The sequence below is a fragment of the Serratia sp. FS14 genome, assembly GCF_000695995.1.
Taxonomy (GTDB): domain Bacteria; phylum Pseudomonadota; class Gammaproteobacteria; order Enterobacterales; family Enterobacteriaceae; genus Serratia; species Serratia nematodiphila.
Map to the genome: position 1 here is coordinate 3,563,547 of NZ_CP005927.1, position 18,049 is coordinate 3,581,595.

Here is an 18,049-nt window from a genome sequence, read left to right on the forward strand (position 1 = left end):
AAGATGAGTAAGATGAAAAAAATCGTCGGGTGGGGCGGCGTCACGGTGATCGCCGTGGTGGTCGCCGGCGTGGTCGCCAGTTGGCAGCCGGAGATTGCGCCGCTCGCCGCCGATGCGACCCACAGTTTCAGCGAGGCGCAGATCGCGCGTGGCAAAACGTTGGCCGATCTCGGCGACTGCGCGGTGTGCCACACCCGTGCGGGCGGCGAGCGCAACGCCGGCGGGCTGGCGATGGAGATCCCCTTCGGCACCATTTACACCACCAACATCACGCCGGACGTGGAAACCGGCATTGGCAGCTGGAGCTACGCGGCGTTCGAACGCGCCATGCGCCACGGCGTCGATCGCCAGGGCCGCTATCTCTATCCGGCGTTTCCCTATACCGCCTTTACCCGCACCCGCGACGACGATCTGCAGGCGCTGTATGCCTATTTGATGTCGCAGCCTCCGGTCAAGTACCGGCCGCCGGCCACCGATCTGCACTTTCCGTTCAACATTCGCCAGGGCATCTTCGCCTGGAACCTGCTGTTCCTGACGCCGGGCGCGTTGCCGGAACAGCCAGCCCAAAGCGCCGACTGGAACCGCGGCGCGTACCTGGCCGAAGGGTTGGGGCACTGCAGCGCCTGCCACTCACCGCGCAACGTGCTGTTCGGTGAGAAAACCGGCGGCGAGCACCTGGCCGGCGGCGTGGCGGAGGGCTGGACGGCGCCGGCGTTGAGCGGCCGCTCGCCCGCGCCGCTCGCCTGGACGCAGCAGGATCTGGTCGATTTCATGCGCACCGGCTACTCGGCCAACCACGGCGTCGCCGCCGGGCCGATGGCGCCGGTGATCGAAGAAGGGCTGTCGCGCTTGTCGCAGGCCGATCTGCAGGCGATCGCCGTCTATCTGCGCAGCTATCATCCGGAAGCGGCGGCGCAGGCCGCGGCGGCAACCTTGAACGCTCAGGCGGAGCGCCAGGTCGAGCCCCTGAGTTCGCAAGGGGCGCGGCTGTTTTCCGGTGCCTGCATGGCGTGCCATGCGCAGGAAAAAGGCGCGCAGATGGCGGGGGTGCGCCCGTCTCTGGCGCTGAATACCAACCTGTTCGCCGAGGCGCCGGACAACGCCATTCGCGTGGTGCTGGACGGCATACAGCGGCCGGCGAACGCCGAACTGGGCTATATGCCAGGCTTTCGCCATAACCTGAATGACGCACAGATCGCCATCCTGCTCAACTACCTGCGGCAGCATTACGCCGGTCAGGCGCCGTGGCCGGACCTGGCGGCGCAGGTCGGCCGCTTGCGCGCCGAAACCGAGCAGAAATAGCCGCCGGGGGCTGGACAGCCACGCCGCGTTGGCGACAATAGAGCTTTTCACATGGACAGAGGCAGTAAAATGAATACGTTAGACGCAATCCGCCAGCGCCGCGCCACCAAGCAGTTCGATGCGCAGCACGTGATGACGCTCGAAGAGAAAAAAGCGTTGCTGACTATCGCGCTGCAGGGCGCTCCCAGCGCGTTTAACCTGCAGCACTGGCGCCCGCTGCTGATCGAAGATCGCGCGCAGCGCGAGAAAATTCGCGAGGCGGCGTGGGGGCAGGCGCAGGTGACCGACGCGTCGATGCTGGTCGTGCTGTGCGGCGATCTGTCGAGCTGGGAGTCACAGGTAAAAACCGTCTGGGCCGAGGCCGCGGAGCCGGTGCAGCAATTCATGATCCCGGCCGTCGATCAGTATTATCGCGGTAAGCCGCAGGTGCAGCGCGACGAGGTGATGCGCAGCAGCGGCATCTTCGCCCAGACGCTGATGCTGGCGGCCAAGGCGCAGGGCTACGACTCTTGCCCGATGGACGGTTTTGATTTCGACGCGGTGGGCGAGATTATCAATAAGCCGGCGCATTATCAGATCGCGCTGATGGTCGCTATCGGCAAGGCGGCGGGGCAACCTTACCCGCGCATCGGCAAGCTGCCGTTCGACGAGGTGGTGAAAACCGACCGTTTTTGACCCGAGCGGTGAATGACAAAAGGGAAGGCTTGCGCCTTCCCTTATTTTTTTGTGACGCACAGTTCGTTCCAGTAGCTGAAACGGATGCGCCGTTGCAGGCGGTGATGCCACATAGAACACTCCTTCTACCCTACACGGTTTAAATAAATAGCACCGCGCCGGACACAAGGCGAATGCCTTATTGTGCATAGCTTGCCCGTCGGGCGGGATTAACCGATTTTACCGGCCCGGTGCGCGGCGGGCGGCCATCGCCAGCCGAAGTTCATGCCCGCCGCCGCGCCGAGAATGGCCAGCGTGCCCAGCAGCTGCAACAGGCTGAGACGGTGCCCGAACGCCGCCCAGTCCACCACGATCGCCACTGCCGGGTAGATAAACGACAGTGCGCCGACCAGAGCGGTGGGGATTTTCTGGATCGCGCCATAGAGCAACGTGGACATCAACCCGGTATGCACCAGACCGAGGGTCGCCAGCAGCAGCCAGTCGAACGAATCTGCGGGAAGGTGGGCCAGACCGGCGAACGGGGCCAGCGCCAGCGCGCCGACGGTCAACTGAATCAACACGATCAGCTGCGGCGGCAGCGCGGCCAGCTGTTTGACGATCGCCGCCGCCAGGGCGTACATCAGGGCCGCCCCCAGCGCCAGCGCCACGCCGAACAGATAGTCGCCATCGCCGCCACCGCTTTGCCGGCCGGTGACGATCAACACCATCCCCGCGAACGCCAGCAGAAGCCAGCCCAGCCGATTAGCCGTCAGTTTTTCGCCGAACAGCAGCACTCCCAGCGCCACCAACATAAACGGTTGAACATGGTAGGTCACGGTGGCGACAGCGATCGAGGCATGCGCATAGGCGGCAAACAATAGCGTCCAGTTGAGCACCAATGCGAGGCCTCCCAGGACGGCGAAAGCCAGCTGCCGCCGGTTGATGGCGCCTGATTTCAGTTGCCCAAGCGCGGCGCAGGTGGCCAGCATCGCCAGCGCGCCGAACGCGCAGCGCCAAAACACCACCGTGGCGGGCGGCTGCGCTAAAACGAGTACCGGCCAACCGACGGTGCCGGAGATCGTCATGGCGAGGATCATTTGCACTGCGCCGCGCGTTTTCGTTTTCATGTCGTTTCCCTCGCGGCCTGACCGTGCTTGTGGTGAAGTCGCTTAATCATTAAAATGAACAATCGAACATTATGATGAACACGGTTGACGCTGTTCGTCAAGCCGAACAATTGAATGGTATAACGAACAATGAGCGAGAGCTTAATGCAGAACATCACGCCGATTGGCCTCTTGTCGGCGGCAATCCGCCGTGAGCGGGAGCGATTGAATCTGTCCGTTACCGAACTGGCGAAGCGCGCGGGTATCGCCAAGTCCACGCTGTCGCAGCTCGAAGCCGGCAGCGGCAACCCCAGCCTGGAAACGCTGTGGGCGCTGGCGATGGCGCTGGATGTGCCGGTCAGCCGGCTGATTTCACAGCCGAGCAGGCCGGTGCAAGTGATCCGCGCCCATGAGGGAACGCCGGCGCTGTCGGAACAGGGCAACTACGCCGCCACGTTGCTGGCCACTTGTCCACCGGGCGCGCAGCGCGACATTTACCGGCTGCGGGTGCAACCCGGTGAAACGAAATGCTCGCGGCCGCATCCGCCGGGCACCGTCGAGCATGTGATCATCAGCAGTGGACGGGCGCGCCTTGGCCCGGCGGATCAGCCGCAGGTGCTGAGCGCCGGGGATTACATCAGTTACTCCGCCGATCGCGAGCATATTTTCGAAGCGCTGGAGTCGGAGACCACCGCCGTGATGTTGATCGAGCAGGGCTAGCACGGCGTTGACGGTTCGTTTATTGAAAATGATTCTCAATTATATTAGTGTGCCCGCCTGTTTTGACGCCGGGACGGACGTATGGCCGGTGTCGCTGCTTAACGCCCTTCAAGGACCGAAGATGAAAATCGCTATTCCTTCCATACTGTTACTCGCCGGTTTGACGGCGACGCACCCGGCCACCGTGTTGGCCGCTGCACCGCCCGCCGCGGCGGATCAGGGCCAGAACGACACGGCCAACAACGATTTCAGCTTCGTGCGCTATCGCGCGGATTATCGCGTTAACGCCAACGCCACCAACGTGAAGACGGAAAGCTACGAAGTGCTGCTGAAGACCAAGGCGGCGATCGAGAAATTCAGCCAGATCCGCCTGAGCTACAGCGAAAAAATGGAAACGCTGGAGGTGGTCGCCGCCTATACGCTGACCGCCGACGGCCAGCGCCACGACGTGGCGCCCGACCGCATCTACACCCAGGAGAGCTACTCCAGCGCCACGGCGCCGCTGTATGCCGACCGCAAAGTGCGCGTCATCGTGTTCTCCAACCTGGCGCCGGGATCGCGCGTGGTGTATGAGCTGCGCCGCACGCAAAACACCCCGTATTTCCCCGACTATTTCGGCCTGTGGGAGACGTTCAGCGTTTTCGATCAGTTCGACGACGCCGAAGTGACCCTACAGGCGCCGGCCAAGCTGCCGATGCATATCTTCACGCGCGGCGTGGAAGGCGGGGACCAGCCGCAGATCCGCGACGGGCAGGCGCACTGGCGCTGGCATTATTCGCGAAACGTGCCGATGAAGGCACAAAACTGGGCGGCGGACAGCTGGACCTTCAGCCCGACCATCATGGCCAGCACCTACCGCGATTGGCCGCAGTTGGCCAAGGCCTACCAGCTGAAGGCCGGCGCGGCGGCAAAGGTGACGCCGGGCATTCAGGCGCTGGCGGACAACATCACCGCCGGCATCAGCGATCGGCGCGAGCAGGCGGAGGCGCTCTATCGCTGGGTGGCGCAAAACATTCGCTACGTGGCGGTGTACCTGGGCAACGGCGGGCTGGAGCCGAATTCGGCGCAGAGCATTCTCGATAACCATTACGGCGACTGTAAGGATCACGTGGTGATCCTGGAGGCGCTGCTCGCCGCCAAGGGCATCGAAAGCTCGCCGGTGCTGATCGGCATGGACGAAGGCCCGATACTGCCTGACGTGCCGCTGCTCGGCCGCTTTAATCACGCCATCACCTACGTGCCCGAGTTCAATTTGTACCTGGACTCCACTAACCCTTGGGCGCGGTTTGGCCAACTGCCGGAGGGCGACCTGGGGGCGCCGGTGCTGCTCACGCGTGACGCCAAACTGGCGCGCACCCCGGGCAGCGACGAGCAGCCGGTCAAGAGCGCGTTGAGCGTCGATTTCGTGTTCGACAAGGCGGGCAACCTGCAGGGGGAAACCGAGCGCCGGCTGAGCGAAGTGGAAGAGATTGACCTGCGGGGCTACTTCTCGCAGATCAACCGCCAGAACCGGGCGCAGGCCGAAGCGACGATCATGTCCGCATCCGGCATCGACGGCAGCGGCGAGGTGGCGATGAACAGCGATCCGCTGGATCTCAAAAAGCAGTTCGGTTACCGCTTCCGCTTCAAGGCGGACGACTACGTCGATTTCGGCGTGGTGGGCGGCATGACCTTGCCCAACCCGCCCGGCGGCAAATCGTTCCGCACGCTGTATACCACCACGGCGGCGCCGGGCAACGAAACCCCGTTCTACTGCAGCGCGCAGCGCTACGACGAAACCTACCGTCTGCAGCTGCCGGCCAACGTGCCGATTATCGCCATTCCGCAAGACAGGCAGTTCCGCAATGCGGCGGGCGACTATCGCGTGGCATGGCGGCGCGACGGGCAGCAGGTGACCGTCAATCACCGCCTGCAGGTGAATGCCATTCGCGGCAAGGAAGCGCTGTGCCAGGCGCAGGATTACCCGGCGTTCCGCGAGCTGTTCCAGCAGGTGCGGCGCGGTTTCCGCGGCCAGGTGGTGTACGGTGAATTGGCCAACGGCAAATAGGCCGCTGCCCCGTCGCGCGAAGCGGCGGGGCGCACGCCTCAGTTGAACTCGCTAGCGACCTCGGACCACAGGCTGACGCGGCAACCGCGCGCCGCGAAAGCGTCCATCTCGCGCTTGATGCCGCCGCTCTCTTGCCAACCCGGCAAGTCGAGCACGATCAATTCATCCATCGCCGCCATGAACAGCGCGTCGATCGGCGCCCACAGCGTGCCGATGGCGGTTTTGTCGAGATCTTGCAGACAGAGATTGATCGGATGCGACATGCTGACCTGGCTAAAAACGGCATTGCCGGCGCGCACGATAGCGGCGGCGACGTCGTTGCAGGCGATAAAGCGTTGCTGCACGACGTTGGCGTCGGCGTGGCTGTAGGGGCAGGCCAAAAATATTTTTCTCATTAGCGTTTGTTCTCTCAATAATTGTTGTCAGGGACGAAAAAAGGGCGCAGCTTCCCCGTGAGGCGGCGCCCCGTTTATTTTTATGGCTTAGGGATAAATTCAGCGAGCGGCGGCGGCGATGGCCGTCGATTGCCTTTGCGTCTGTTCTTTTTCCAGCAATTCAGCCTCCGGCACTGAAATTTTTATGGCGATCAGCACGGCGATCATGCCGCCGAGGAATTTGCCCATCATGATCGGCAACACCAGCGAAGGTTGGAAGTTGGCGGTAAACGCCAGGTGATCGCCCAACGTGGCCTGCGCGCAGATGCCGAAGGCCACGCACAGCACCTTATCGCGCGCCCGCATGCCTTTGAACAGGTGATAAACGGCGATGATATTGGCCAATACCATAATAAAGCCCAGCGCGCCGGTATCCGATAAACCGAGCTTTTTACCGATGAAATGCATCGGCTTGCGGCAATAGCGCTGGAATAAATAACAAATGGGGAATGTGCCCGCCAACATAATGCCGATATAGCCGGCGATCTCGATAGCGCGGAATAATTCGTCTTTGTCGGCAAATAACGGATCGAATACCCAGCCGCCGAATACCTTTTTAAACACGCCGGTGAAATGTTCGATGATGCATAACGCCAATACCAGCTTGATAAAGGCATCCGCCGCCTTGCCGAAGATCAGGAACCCTTTCACCATCGCTGCCGGCCGCAGCTTCAGCCCCAGCGCCAGCAGGAAACACAGGGCGAACAGCGGCGACAGCAGCCGCAGCGCCTGCAGCAAGTCCAGCTGCAGATAGTGCGCGGCGGGCGAGGTGGTGGAAATGATCTCCCTGACCGGCAGGTTGTTGAAGGTGATGGTCACCAGGGCGATCAGCACGGCGAACGGAATGCTGATCAAACCCGCCATGGCCCCTAACGCCAGATACTTATGGTCGTCGCGGCTCAGCATGATAAGCCCGACCGGGATCAGGTAGACGATGCTGGCGCCGGAGGTGTAACCCACCAGCATGGCGACGATCCACATATCGCGGTTGGCGGCGATGGCGTCGGCCAACTGGTAGCCGCCCATGTCCACGGCGATCACCGCCAGCGCCGCGATCGAGGCGTCTGAGCCGAGCGCCGAGAAGAAGGGGCCGATGCTGTACATGATCAGGTAAGAGATGATCGGGATCGCGGCCATGATGCCCGCCTGGGCGAGAAACACCGGGCCGATGGCATGAATGCCGTTGACGAACTCACGCCCCAGCTCGCCTTCCGGCTTGACGATCGACGCCAACGCGCCGATCAGGGTGCCGGCCATGATGATATAGATGATGACATTACCGAACTCAGCCATGGTGTTCCTCCTGCGGTGAACGTAAGCCGCGCGAGCGCGCGATGATTTCCTGATAGCGGGTAAACCAGACCCTCATATCGACCTCGGCGGGTTCCGTCACTTCATAGCGGCTGAGCACCTTGAGCGGATGTTCCATCCCCAATCCTTTACGCGCCAGCAGCGCAACGCCCTGGGCGGTGATCTCCTTATTGGCGGGAGAGACGATGCGCTTTTGGATCAGGTTGGCGAGAAACTGCGTGAAGTAACGGTTGGCGGACAGACCGCCGTCCACCGAAATGCTGTCGCCGATCGGTTTCAGTTTATCCATGGCGTTGATCACCTCGGCGGAACGCATGGCGATGCCTTCGAGGATCGACTGCAGCAGATCCTTGCGTTCGGTTTCCAGCGACAGGCCGGCCCACATCCCGGCGGCGGAGCGATCCCAGTACGGGCAGGCCAGCCCAGAGAGCGCGGGCACAAAGGCCAGGCCGCGCGCGATGGCCGGCTGAGAGGGGAAGTCGCCGAATTCATCGAACTCGTTGAACAGGCCTATCTTTCTTGCCCAGTTAATGGCGGAGGCCGCGTTATAAACGCCGCCGTCCAGGCCATACACCGGCTCGCTGTCGGGCAGCTTCCAGCACAGCGTGGGCAACAGGCCGGACTCGCCGGCATCGATCGGGCGCGGCCCGGTGATCGCCTGTAAAAAGGCGCCGGTACCGAAGGTGATCTTCATCTGCCCCGGTTGATGGCAGCCGTGGCCGTATGTGCCGGCAAACTGGTCGACGATGCAGGCCGTCAGCGGCACCGGTTTGCCGTTGAGCGCGACGTCGCCGAAGTGGCCGATGTTGTCTCTGACCTCGGGCAGGCTGACGATCGGCACGCCGAACAAACGGCACAGCTCCTCGTCCCACTGCAGGGTATGAATGTTGAACAACGAGGTGCGCGAGGCCGAGTTATAGTCGGTGAGGTGCCGGCCGCACAGGTGGAACAGGAAGAAAGCGTCCATGGTGCCGAGCCGCAGGCGGCCGCGTTGCGCCAGCTGCCTGGCCCCTGGCGCGTTGTTCATCAGCCAGCCCATCTTGCTGGCGGAGAAGTAGGTATCGAGCGGCAGGCCGGTTTTCGCCATCACCAGCGGCTCGACGCCTTCGCGTTTCAGGCGCTGGATCTCCGGCTCAGTGCGCTGATCTTGCCAAACGATGGCGTTGTACAGCGGCAGGCCGCTGTCGGCGTCCCAGGCCAGCAGGCTTTCGCCCTGATGCCCTAAACCGATGGCATCCACCATGTCGCACTGGCTGAGACAGCGGCGGATATTCGCCAAAATCTCCAGGGCGTCGTGTTCCACCCAGCCCGGATTGGGGGTGATCTGCTTGTGCGGCATGCTGGCCGGCGAATGGTGCCTGCCGTCTTCGCCGAACACCACGACCCGGGTGCCGGTGGTTCCCTGATCAATCGCGGCATAACGTTGATTCATCATTGCTTCGCTCTCTTATAGGTTTTGTTTTTTATTGCGCCTGGTGTTGGTTGTGTGACTGTTTTAATAATCTATCTTCAATTTCACACATTAAAGCAACATAAATCACAAGATAAAATAACCCCGCGTGATCGACCTCATACTTTTTGCTTATCACCGCCTTTTGCGGCCTTTTTTTGGGAGTTGTGTTGTTTTTATCATTTCAAATGCGGTTATTGTGTGGTTTTATTGTGGTTATCACATCAAAACGGGACATCAGCATGATGGAAGAACAAACGGATTGGGACATTGTCGTGATTGGCGGCGGTGTGGTCGGGTGTGCGGTATTCCGCAAATTCTGCCTGATGGGCGCCCGTACGCTGCTGTTGGAAAAGGGGGGCGATATCCTGTCCGGCGCCAGCAAAGCCAACAGCGCGCTGCTGCATACCGGCTTCGATGCGCCGAGCGGCAGCCTGGAACTGCATTGCATGCAGGCCGGCTACCGGGAGTTTATCGCCATCCGTGAACGGATGAATTTGCCGTTGTTGCCTACCGGCGCGTTGGTGGTGGCGTGGGACGAGCAGCAGCTGGCGGCGCTGCCCGCGATCGTGCAGCAGGCGCATGACAACGGCGTGCTGGACGTGGCGCAGATCGACGCCGCCGAGCTGTATCGCCGTGAGCCGCAACTGGCGCCCGGCGCGTTGGCGGCGGTAGAGGTACCGGGAGAGAGCGTGATCGATCCCTGGAGCACGCCGCTGGCGTACCTGACGCAAGGTGTCAAACACGGCGGCGACTATCGCTTCAATACCGAGGTGACCGGCGCCGAACGCTTGCCGACCGGCTGGCGGCTAACCAGCAACCGGGGCGAGTTTCACGGCAAAATCGTCATCAACTGCGCCGGCAATCAGGGCGACCGGGTAGAAAGTTTCTGCCATCAGCCCGAGTTTGAAATCCGCCCGCGCAAAGGGCAGTTCCTGGTGTTCGACAAGGCCGCCGCCGGTCAGGTCAACGCCATCATCTTGCCGGTGCCGACGGCGATCACCAAAGGGGTGCTGCTGTCGAAAACCATCTTCGGCAATTTGCTGCTCGGGCCGACCGCCGAAGAGCAGCAGGATCGCGAGACGGCGACGGTGGACGAAACCAAAATGCGCGAGCTGATCGAACAGGGCACCCGGCTGCTGCCCACGCTGGCGAATTACAGCGTGACCGCCAGCTATGCCGGATTACGCCCGGCGACCGAACAGAAACACTACTGCATTCAGCACTATCCCGATCGGCAGTGGATCTGCGTGGCGGGCATTCGCTCCACCGGCCTGACGGCGGCGCTCGGCATCGCGCAATACGTGGAGCAGCTTTATCGCGACCACTTTACGCCGTGCTTCACGCTGACAACGCCGCAGACCGTGCATTGGCCGCAGATGCCGATGCTTGCCGACTATGCGCTGCGCGATTATGCGCGCCCGGACAACGGCGGCATCGTTTGCCATTGTGAGCTGGTGACCCAGCGGGAGATAGAGGCGGCGTTCGATTCCGCCGTGCCGCCGGAATGCATCGGCGGGCTGCGGCGCCGCACGCGCGTGATGATGGGGCGCTGCAACGGTTTCTATTGCAGCAGCCGGGTGGCGGAAATGGTGGGCGATCGTTTTGGCCAAACGCTGGCCGTAGGGAGCATTGATGAAAACTGAGTATCAGGTGGCGATTGTCGGCGCCGGGCCGGCCGGGATTGCGGCGGCGACCGCGCTGCGGCAGGCGGGCATCGAGGATGTGGTGATCCTGGAGCGGGAACAGCAGGCGGGCGGCGTGCCCAGGCACTGCCGACATCCCACCTTCGGGCTGCAGACTTTTTACCGGCCGATGCTGGGGTCCACCTATGTCGATAAGATACTGGCGCGCGCCGGGCAGGTAGAGATCCGCACCGGCGTGACGGTGCTCGCCATCAAACCAGACGGTGAGCTGACCATCACGGACCGCCGTGGCGTCAGCACCTTGAAAGCGCAGCGGGTGATCCTGGCGACCGGCGTGCGCGAGACGCCGCGTCATCCGCGCCTGGTGAGCGGCCTGCGGCCGCAGGGCGTGCTGACCGCCGGCGCGCTGCAGCAGTTCGTCTATTTGCGCGGGCTGCAGCCGGGCAAGGCGCCGGTGGTGGTCGGCACCGAGTTGGTCAGTTTCTCCGCGCTGTGGACGCTGCGCAACGCCGGCGTGCGCGCCGTCGCCATGATTGAAAGCGGCGGCAGGCCCGTCGCCTGGCGGCTGAGCGCGCTCTATGCGCGCCTGATGGGGGTGCCGATTCACTATTATTCGCGGGTGACCGACATTGCCGGCCGCGATCGGGTCGAATCCATCGAGGTGGAGAACCGCCAGGGAGAGAAACGGCGCATCGCCTGCGACAGCCTGATCTTCACCGGCCGCTTCACCGGGGAGTATACGCTGATCCGCCAGAGCCACCTGGCGCAGCGGCCGGACAGCGGCTGCCCGCTGACCGATCAGTTCGGCCGCTGTTCCGACGCCGCCTATTTCGCCGTCGGTAACATGCTACATCCGGCAGACATGGGCGACCAGTGTTATCAGGAAGGGCTGCACGTCGGCGAAGCCGTTGCCCGTTCGCTGCAGCGCACGCTGCCGCCGGCGCGGCAAATCCTCCCGGTGCGGCATGACGAGCGGATCCGCCTGACCGCGCCTGCCAACGTGGCGCTGATCGGCAATCCCACCACGGTCACGATCAATATGCGCGTGGAACAGCCGGTGTCCGGTTCGGTGGTGGTGCGGCTGGGGGAGAAAGTGCTGTACCGCAAAACGCATCGCTGCCTGCCGGAACGGCGGATCCTGCTGCGCAATATCGCCTTGCCGCCCGGCGGCGAGCGTGACGCGCTGCACATCAGCATCGAACCCACCGGATGAACGGCGGCTACGGCTTGCGTCTAACGCCCTGAAACCCGTAGTATTCCGTCAGTTAACGCCGCGAGTCTCGGCGGAAGCAGTCACTCTTACTTAAGGCAGCGAGTGTAATGTGAATGGATATCTCTAATTCCGTGGAAAGGCGCAATGAAATACTGGCGCTGATCCAGGCCAATGGCCGGGTTTACGTGAATGAGCTGGCGGATAAATTCCAGGTTTCGCAGGAAACCATTCGGCGCGATCTGAACAAGCTGGAAGACTATCGGCTGATCAAGAAGATCCACGGTGGCGCGGTCAGCAGCCAGTTCAAGTTCGAGCATGAATTCAATGAGCGGGCCAAAATCGCCGAGGCTGAGAAGCGCGCCATCGCGGAGAAAGCGGTGACGCTGATCCAACCGGGCGATACGGTGTTCGTGGATTTCGGCTCCACCACGCTGGAGTTCGCTCGGCAGTTGGCGACGGTGGATCAGTTGACGGTCATCACCAACTCGCCGCTGATCGCCAACGTCTGTCTGGAAAATGACTCCATCGACGTGGTGCTGATCGGCGGGCAGTTCATCGACTCCAAAATGGCGTGCCTGGGCGCGATCGCGTTGAATAATATCGAAGCGTTTTTCGCCGATTACGCCATTATCGGCGCCGGTGCGGTTAATGTGCAGACCGGGGTGATGGATCAAAACGTCAATGAGGCGGCCATCGCGCGCAAAATGATTGCGCAGAGCCGCAAGTGCATTGTGCTGGCCGACGAAAACAAGCTGCGCGGGCATGCGATGACGCTGGTGGCCAAATGGCCCGAGGTCGATTATCTGGTGACCTCCGACAGCGGTAATGCATTGGAAGGATTGGTTTTCCCCGCCAACGTTAATGTGTTGGTGGCGCAGGTATAAAGGGGAGAAGCCTTTCTCCATGCGGAGAAAGGCTCAAACCGCTTCCGTCAGGCGATATCGACCGCGCGCACCTCTTTGGATCTTAGCTTCACGCGGATTGGCACCGATTTGTACGAAGGCGTACCGCTCTCCTCATCGATGTAATGCAGCGGCACCAGCACGTTGGCTTCCGGGTAGTAGGCGCCGACCGATCCGGCCGAGATGTTGTAGGCGATCACCGTGATGCCTTCCAGGCGCTGGGTGCTGCCGGGCAGCGCCGTTTCCAGGTCGACCACGTCGCCATGCTCCAGCCCCAAACGTTGCAGATCGCTGTCATTCATAAACAGCACATCGCGCCTGCCGAAAACCCCGCGATAGCGGTCATCCAGGGCATAGATGGTGGTGTTGTACTGATCGTGGCTGCGCAGGGTGATCAGCCGCAGCGTATTTTGTTCCGCCGCAATCTGGTCTTCGTGCAACCCGCTGAACACCGAAAACATCGCTTTGCCCGTCGCCGTCGGCCACTGGCGTTCTGTCGGCGGCAATGGCATGCGAAAACCGCCGGGTTGGCGAATGCGCGCGTTGTAATTGTCGAAGCCGGGGATGGTTTTTTCGATCAGATCGCGGATCACGTCGTAATCCTCGACCAACTCATCCCAGGGCACCTTGCTGGCGGGCATCACCGTTTTGGCCATGCCGGCCACAATGGCGGGTTCCGAACGCAGGAGTTCCGACGCCGGTTTTAATTTGCCGGACGAGGCATGCACCATCGACATCGAATCCTCCACCGTCACCGATTGCCGTCCGCCGGCCTGCAGATCCAGCTCGGTACGGCCCAGGCAGGGCAGAATGAGAGTTTCTTTCGCCACCAACAGATGGCTGCGATTGAGTTTGGTGCCGATATGCACGCTTAACTCCAACGCTTTCATCGCCGGGAAGCTCTGCTCGGGGTCCGGCAGCGCCACGGCGAAGTTGCCGCCCAGGCAAATCAACGCTTTCGAAGCGCCGTCGATCATCGCCTGCATGCATTTCACGGCATCGTGACCGTGGGCTTTGGGCGGCGTGAAGCCAAACACCGTTTCCAGCTTCGCCAAAAATTCGGCCGAGGGTTTTTCGGTGATGCCGACGGTGCGGTTGCCCTGCACGTTAGAGTGGCCGCGCAGCGGGCAAATGCCGGCGCCCGGTTTGCCAATGTTGCCGCGCAGCAGCAGCAGGTCAGCGATCAGGCGCACGTTGGCCGTCCCTTTATTGTGCTGCGTAATGCCCATGCCGTAGGTCACGATGGTGGCGTTGGATTTCGCGTAAGCGGCGGCGACCTGTTCCAGATCCTGACGCGTCAGACCGCTTTCCGCCTCAATGGCTTCCCAACGGGTGGCCCGCAGATCGGCGTCGAAAGCCGTAAACCCTTCAGTGTGCTCGGCAATAAAGGCGTGATCCAGCGCATTGCCATGCTCATCATCCAACTGCAGCAACGCTTTGGCGATGCCTTTGAGCGCCGCGGCATCGCCGCCGGCTTTGACCTGATAGTAGGTTGAAGCGATCGGGGTCGAACTGTAGGTCGCCATTTCGATGACGTTTTGCGGATCGGTGAAACGTTCGAGCGCCCGCTCGCGCAGCGGGTTAAACACAATGATCGGCACTTTTTTGCGCGCCAGCTCATGCAGCGTGCCCATCATGCGCGGGTGGTTGGTGCCCGGGTTGTGCCCGATGGAAATAACCAGCTCCGCGCTGTCAAAGTCGTCCAGCGAGACAGTGCCTTTGCCGATGCCGATCGACTGCGGCAGGCCAACGCTGGTCGGCTCATGGCACATGTTGGAGCAGTCGGGAAAGTTATTGCTGCCAAATTCACGCGCAAACAGCTGGAACAGGTAGGCCGCTTCATTGGACGCCCGGCCGGAGGTATAAAATTCCACCTGTTCCGGCGGCAGCGTCTGCAAGACGGCGGCGATGCGTTGGAACGCCTCGTCCCAGGCCAGCGGGCGCAGGGTGTCCGTCCCGGCGTCATAAAACAGGGGCGTGGTCAGACGGCCGTAGTCCTCCAACTGATAATCGGTTTTTTGCAGCAGTGAGGTCACGGTATTTTGCGCCAGGAATTCAGGGGTCACGCGCTTGCTGGTCGCTTCCCAGGTCACGGCTTTGGCGCCGTTTTCGCAAAACTGAAAGGTGGAGCGATGCTCTTTATCCGGCCACGCACATCCCGGGCAGTCAAACCCGTCGGGCTGGTTGGTACGCATCAGCGTCACCGGCGCTTCCAGGGTATCCATCTGTGTGCGCACGGCGATGGCCGTCGCTTTCAGCGCGCCCCAACCGCCGGCGGGCCCATCGTAGGGATGAACACCGGGTACTGCTCGTCTTTTCGCCATTGTTGATTGCCTCCGACACCGCTTACGATAAATGCAGGTGATTGATTTAAAATTAATATTATCGTTATTGTCTAAGAAGGAAGGCAGACGCCGCCGTCGTCAAACGCGAGCCTGTCGCTTCAGTATAGATGAGTAAGAAAGGGCGCAGCGGCAGTCAATGCGGGGAAGTAGCGGCCCGTCTAACCTGAGGCGGGCCGCCGGGGCGTTACTTCTTCACTACCAGGCCCACGCCGCGGCCGCGCGGATCGGACGCGGTTTCCGGCGTGCGGCCATCGATGCGGATGACCTGAATATCCCCCATGTTCCAGCCCTGGTCTTCGAGGGTGTAGCCCATGGCCTTCAGCTCGTCCGCCGGTTTGCCGGTCAGCGGCGCAAAGCTGTCATAGTAGACGGTGTCTTTCGGCAACAGCTGATGGTGTACGCGCTGGGCGGCCACCGCCTGCGCCAGCGGCAGGTGGTAATCGTAGAGGTTGTTGATCACCTGGAAGATCGAGGTGAAGATGCGCGAACCGCCCGGGGTGCCGATCACCAGGGTGACGTCGCCGTCGCGGGTGATGATGGTCGGGCTCATCGAGGAGAGCATGCGTTTGCCCGGCTCGATGGCGTTGGCGTCGCTGCCCACCACGCCAAAGGCATTGGCGACGCCCGGTTTGGCGCTGAAGTCATCCATCTCGTCGTTGAGCAGGAAGCCGGCGCCTTTGACCACCACGCCGCTGCCGAAGTCCCAGTTGAGCGTATAGGTGTTGCTGACGGCGTTGCCGGCGGCATCGACGATCGAGAAATGGGTGGTTTGGTGGGTTTCCAGCCCCGGCCGTACCTGCTCGGTCGGTGAGATCGCCTGCGGATTGATCTCGGCGGCGCGTTTTTGCAGGTAATCAGGGGCGATCAACTGCGCTTCCGGCACGTTAGTGAAATCCGGATCGCCGAGGTAGTCGGCGCGATCGGCGAACACGCGTTTTTCGATCTCCGCCAACAGGTGGATATAGCGCGCCGAGTTCAGCGGCACGCCCTTGAAGTCGGCGGCGCGATCTTCTTTTATCCCCAGCAGCTGCGCCAGCGCGATGCCGCCGGAGCTGGGCAGCGGGGCGGTATACACGGTGTTGCCGCGCCAGCTGATGCGCATCGGTTCGCGCCATTTCACCCGGTAGTCGGCCAGATCCGCCGCGCCGATCAGCCCGTTGTCGCGCTGCATTTGCGCCACCAGCAGGCGGGCGGTTTCGCCGTGATAAAAATCGTCGGCGCCCGATTTGGCGATGCGCTCAAGGGTGGCGGCCAGCTCCGGCTGTTTGAACACCGTGCCGGGCTTCATGGCGCCGAAATAGTCGCCGAAGTTGGTTTTACCGGCGAACAGCTTGTTGGCGTCTTCACGGTACTGATACTGCTGATCCGCTACGGTGAAACCTTGCCGGGCGTAACCGATCGCCGGCGTCAGCAGCTCGGCCCAGGGCAGTTTGCCGAAGCGTTTATGGGCTTCCCACAATCCCAGCACGGTGCCCGGCACGCCGGCGGCGCGGCTGCCCACCAGGCTGAGATTTTCGATCACTTCACCTTTCTCGTTCAGATACATAGTTTTGCCGGCGGCCTTGGGCGCCACTTCGCGGTAGTCGAGAAAATAGGGCTTGCCGTCGACGTACAGCGTCATAAAGCCGCCGCCGCCGATATTGCCGGCTTCAGGGTAGGTCACCGCCAGGGTAAAGGCGGTGGCGACCGCCGCATCGACCGCGTTGCCGCCGGCCTGCAGAATGTGCGCGGCGACTTTTGCGCCATACTGATCCGGAGCGGCGACCGCGCCGGCGGTCAGATCGGCGGCACAGGCGGCGGGAAGGGAGCAAACAAGGGTCACGCTCAGCGCTATCGTTTTCAATAAACCGGCAGACATAGAAGATCCTTTTAGCGATGTTCAGTTATCAGGTGAATTCAACTAATTATTTTGAAACAGCAGGTTAGCGCGTTTTCTTCGGGCTGTTGCGGCGCTTTATTGAAGGTAGCAGCGGTCAGGCGGGGCCGCCTGACCAGAGTAGCAAATCGTGATGTGGCGCGTTATGCGCCGGCGGGCAGCGCCGACTGCAGCCATTGGCAGAAGTGCCGGGCGAGCGGATTATGTTCGCTGTCGCGGTGCAGCAGCCACGCCCAGTTGGCGCCGCGCACGCGTTGCTCGGTTAACGGTTGCAGCAGCCCGACGTCGCGCGCGTGTTGCGCCAGCAGTTGGCTGACCAACGCGATGCCGAGGCCGTTGCAGGCGGCGTCCAGCAGCAGACCAGGATCGGAGAAGTTCAGCCCGCTGTCGCGTTGGCCGACGTGCGCGCCGCCCGCCACCGTCCAGTGGCTCCAGTCCATCTCGCGTTCGCCATGCAAGGTCACGCGCTGCTCCGGCGCCAGCACCAATAGGCTGGGGTGGCAGGCGGGATAGAGCCGGTCGGTACAGAGAACGTTAAAGGTGCAGTCCGCCTGCGCGCTGAGATCGTCGCGGATCGCCAGATCGATGCTGTTCGTCGCCATATCCGGCGGTTCAAAGCTGGTGAACAGCCACAGATCGATCTGCGGATGCCGCTGATTGAACTCGCCCAGCCGCGGCGCGAGCCAGTGGCGGGCAAAGGCCGGGGTGGTGTTGACGATCAGCTGATTGGGTTTGCGGTACTGATCCAAACGGCGAATGCCGACGGCCAACTGTTGCAGCATCACCTGCGCGGTGCTGAACAGATCGTGGCCGGCGTCGGTCAGCGTTACGCTGCGGCCGGTGCGGAAGAACAGCGGCTGTTCCAAAAACGCCTCGAGGCTGCGGATCTGTTGGCTGATGGCCGACTGGGTCAGGTGCAATTCTTCGGCGGCCTGATGAAAACTGCCCAGGCGCGCCGCCGCTTCGAAACCGCGCAGTGCGCTCAAAGGGGGCCAGTGTTTTAACATTATCGATAAGCCTGTCTAATCAGATATCCACTAAAT

General features: G+C 62.0%; 14 protein-coding genes. 7 read left to right on the forward strand and 7 right to left on the reverse strand.

Annotated elements, in window-relative coordinates; genetic code table 11:
• Positions 1–3 precede the first annotated feature (3 nt).
• Positions 4–1,302: a cytochrome c gene (locus L085_RS16185; RefSeq protein ID WP_031299654.1), complete on the forward strand. Its 1,299-nt coding sequence runs from the start codon at positions 4–6 to the stop codon at positions 1,300–1,302.
• A gap of 69 nt (positions 1,303–1,371) precedes the next feature.
• On the forward strand, positions 1,372–1,977 hold the full coding sequence (locus L085_RS16190; protein ID WP_004938044.1) for a nitroreductase family protein: 606 nt from the start codon (positions 1,372–1,374) through the stop codon (positions 1,975–1,977).
• Between the two features lie 209 nt (positions 1,978–2,186).
• On the opposite strand, the gene L085_RS16195 is transcribed toward L085_RS16190, so the two are convergent.
• Positions 2,187–3,083: a DMT family transporter gene (locus L085_RS16195; protein WP_044031203.1), complete on the reverse strand. Its 897-nt coding sequence runs from the start codon at positions 3,081–3,083 to the stop codon at positions 2,187–2,189.
• A 129-nt stretch (positions 3,084–3,212) separates the two neighbouring features.
• Between L085_RS16195 and L085_RS16200 the strand changes: the two genes are divergently transcribed.
• A complete protein-coding gene (locus L085_RS16200) occupies positions 3,213–3,782 on the forward strand; it encodes an XRE family transcriptional regulator (protein ID WP_044031204.1) in 570 nt (189 codons plus the stop codon).
• A gap of 121 nt (positions 3,783–3,903) precedes the next feature.
• Positions 3,904–5,829: a DUF3857 domain-containing protein gene (locus tag L085_RS16205; protein ID WP_044031205.1), complete on the forward strand. Its 1,926-nt coding sequence runs from the start codon at positions 3,904–3,906 to the stop codon at positions 5,827–5,829.
• A gap of 38 nt (positions 5,830–5,867) precedes the next feature.
• On the opposite strand, the gene L085_RS16210 is transcribed toward L085_RS16205, so the two are convergent.
• The 3 genes from L085_RS16210 to L085_RS16220 form a co-directional block, all read right to left on the reverse strand.
• Complete coding sequence (locus tag L085_RS16210; RefSeq protein WP_044031206.1) at positions 5,868–6,224, reverse strand: DUF1937 family protein; 357 nt, start codon at positions 6,222–6,224, stop codon at positions 5,868–5,870.
• 99 nt (positions 6,225–6,323) lie between these two features.
• Complete coding sequence (gene eutH, locus L085_RS16215) at positions 6,324–7,556, reverse strand: ethanolamine utilization protein EutH (protein WP_044031207.1); 1,233 nt, start codon at positions 7,554–7,556, stop codon at positions 6,324–6,326.
• Positions 7,549–9,009 (reverse strand): glycerol kinase, encoded by a 1,461-nt coding sequence (locus tag L085_RS16220; RefSeq protein ID WP_044031208.1) that lies wholly within the window; start codon positions 9,007–9,009, stop codon positions 7,549–7,551. Before L085_RS16220 ends, eutH begins: the two co-directional genes overlap by 8 nt.
• Positions 9,010–9,266: 257 nt before the next feature.
• Here L085_RS16220 and L085_RS16225 point away from each other — a divergent pair, with 257 nt between their 5' ends.
• From L085_RS16225 to L085_RS16235, 3 genes are all read left to right on the forward strand, one after another.
• Positions 9,267–10,670 (forward strand): NAD(P)/FAD-dependent oxidoreductase, encoded by a 1,404-nt coding sequence (locus L085_RS16225; protein ID WP_044031209.1) that lies wholly within the window; start codon positions 9,267–9,269, stop codon positions 10,668–10,670.
• Positions 10,660–11,883 (forward strand): FAD-dependent oxidoreductase, encoded by a 1,224-nt coding sequence (locus L085_RS16230; RefSeq protein ID WP_044031210.1) that lies wholly within the window; start codon positions 10,660–10,662, stop codon positions 11,881–11,883. The genes L085_RS16225 and L085_RS16230 overlap by 11 nt, the downstream gene beginning before the upstream one ends.
• A gap of 113 nt (positions 11,884–11,996) precedes the next feature.
• Entirely contained in the window at positions 11,997–12,767 is a 771-nt protein-coding gene (locus tag L085_RS16235) for a DeoR/GlpR family DNA-binding transcription regulator (protein ID WP_004938020.1), read from the forward strand.
• Between the two features lie 47 nt (positions 12,768–12,814).
• Here the strand turns inward: L085_RS16235 and L085_RS16240 are convergent, their stop codons facing one another.
• The 3 genes from L085_RS16240 to L085_RS16250 form a co-directional block, all read right to left on the reverse strand.
• The gene (locus L085_RS16240; RefSeq protein ID WP_044031211.1) at positions 12,815–15,109 is read right to left on the reverse strand and encodes an FdhF/YdeP family oxidoreductase; all 2,295 of its coding nucleotides are present in this window, start codon (positions 15,107–15,109) and stop codon (positions 12,815–12,817) included.
• Positions 15,110–15,314: 205 nt separating this feature from the next.
• Complete coding sequence (ggt, locus tag L085_RS16245) at positions 15,315–16,988, reverse strand: gamma-glutamyltransferase (protein ID WP_044031212.1); 1,674 nt, start codon at positions 16,986–16,988, stop codon at positions 15,315–15,317.
• A 161-nt stretch (positions 16,989–17,149) separates the two neighbouring features.
• On the reverse strand, positions 17,150–18,013 hold the full coding sequence (locus L085_RS16250; protein WP_044031213.1) for a LysR substrate-binding domain-containing protein: 864 nt from the start codon (positions 18,011–18,013) through the stop codon (positions 17,150–17,152).
• Between the last annotated feature and the right edge of the window lie 36 nt (positions 18,014–18,049).

Bases quoted from the DNA above. Each gene is read 5' to 3' on its own strand.
- L085_RS16235 (WP_004938020.1), top strand. From the start codon at position 11,997: ATGGATATCTCTAATTCCGTGGAAAGGCGCAATGAAATACTGGCGCTG.
- eutH (WP_044031207.1), bottom strand. From the start codon at position 7,556: ATGGCTGAGTTCGGTAATGTCATCATCTATATCATCATGGCCGGCACC.
- L085_RS16220 (WP_044031208.1), bottom strand. From the start codon at position 9,009: ATGATGAATCAACGTTATGCCGCGATTGATCAGGGAACCACCGGCACC.
- L085_RS16205 (WP_044031205.1), top strand. From the start codon at position 3,904: ATGAAAATCGCTATTCCTTCCATACTGTTACTCGCCGGTTTGACGGCG.
- L085_RS16210 (WP_044031206.1), bottom strand. From the start codon at position 6,224: ATGAGAAAAATATTTTTGGCCTGCCCCTACAGCCACGCCGACGCCAAC.
- L085_RS16240 (WP_044031211.1), bottom strand. From the start codon at position 15,109: ATGGCGAAAAGACGAGCAGTACCCGGTGTTCATCCCTACGATGGGCCC.
- L085_RS16195 (WP_044031203.1), bottom strand. From the start codon at position 3,083: ATGAAAACGAAAACGCGCGGCGCAGTGCAAATGATCCTCGCCATGACG.
- L085_RS16230 (WP_044031210.1), top strand. From the start codon at position 10,660: ATGAAAACTGAGTATCAGGTGGCGATTGTCGGCGCCGGGCCGGCCGGG.
- L085_RS16190 (WP_004938044.1), top strand. From the start codon at position 1,372: ATGAATACGTTAGACGCAATCCGCCAGCGCCGCGCCACCAAGCAGTTC.
- L085_RS16250 (WP_044031213.1), bottom strand. From the start codon at position 18,013: ATGTTAAAACACTGGCCCCCTTTGAGCGCACTGCGCGGTTTCGAAGCG.
- L085_RS16200 (WP_044031204.1), top strand. From the start codon at position 3,213: ATGAGCGAGAGCTTAATGCAGAACATCACGCCGATTGGCCTCTTGTCG.
- L085_RS16225 (WP_044031209.1), top strand. From the start codon at position 9,267: ATGATGGAAGAACAAACGGATTGGGACATTGTCGTGATTGGCGGCGGT.
- ggt (WP_044031212.1), bottom strand. From the start codon at position 16,988: ATGTCTGCCGGTTTATTGAAAACGATAGCGCTGAGCGTGACCCTTGTT.
- L085_RS16185 (WP_031299654.1), top strand. From the start codon at position 4: ATGAGTAAGATGAAAAAAATCGTCGGGTGGGGCGGCGTCACGGTGATC.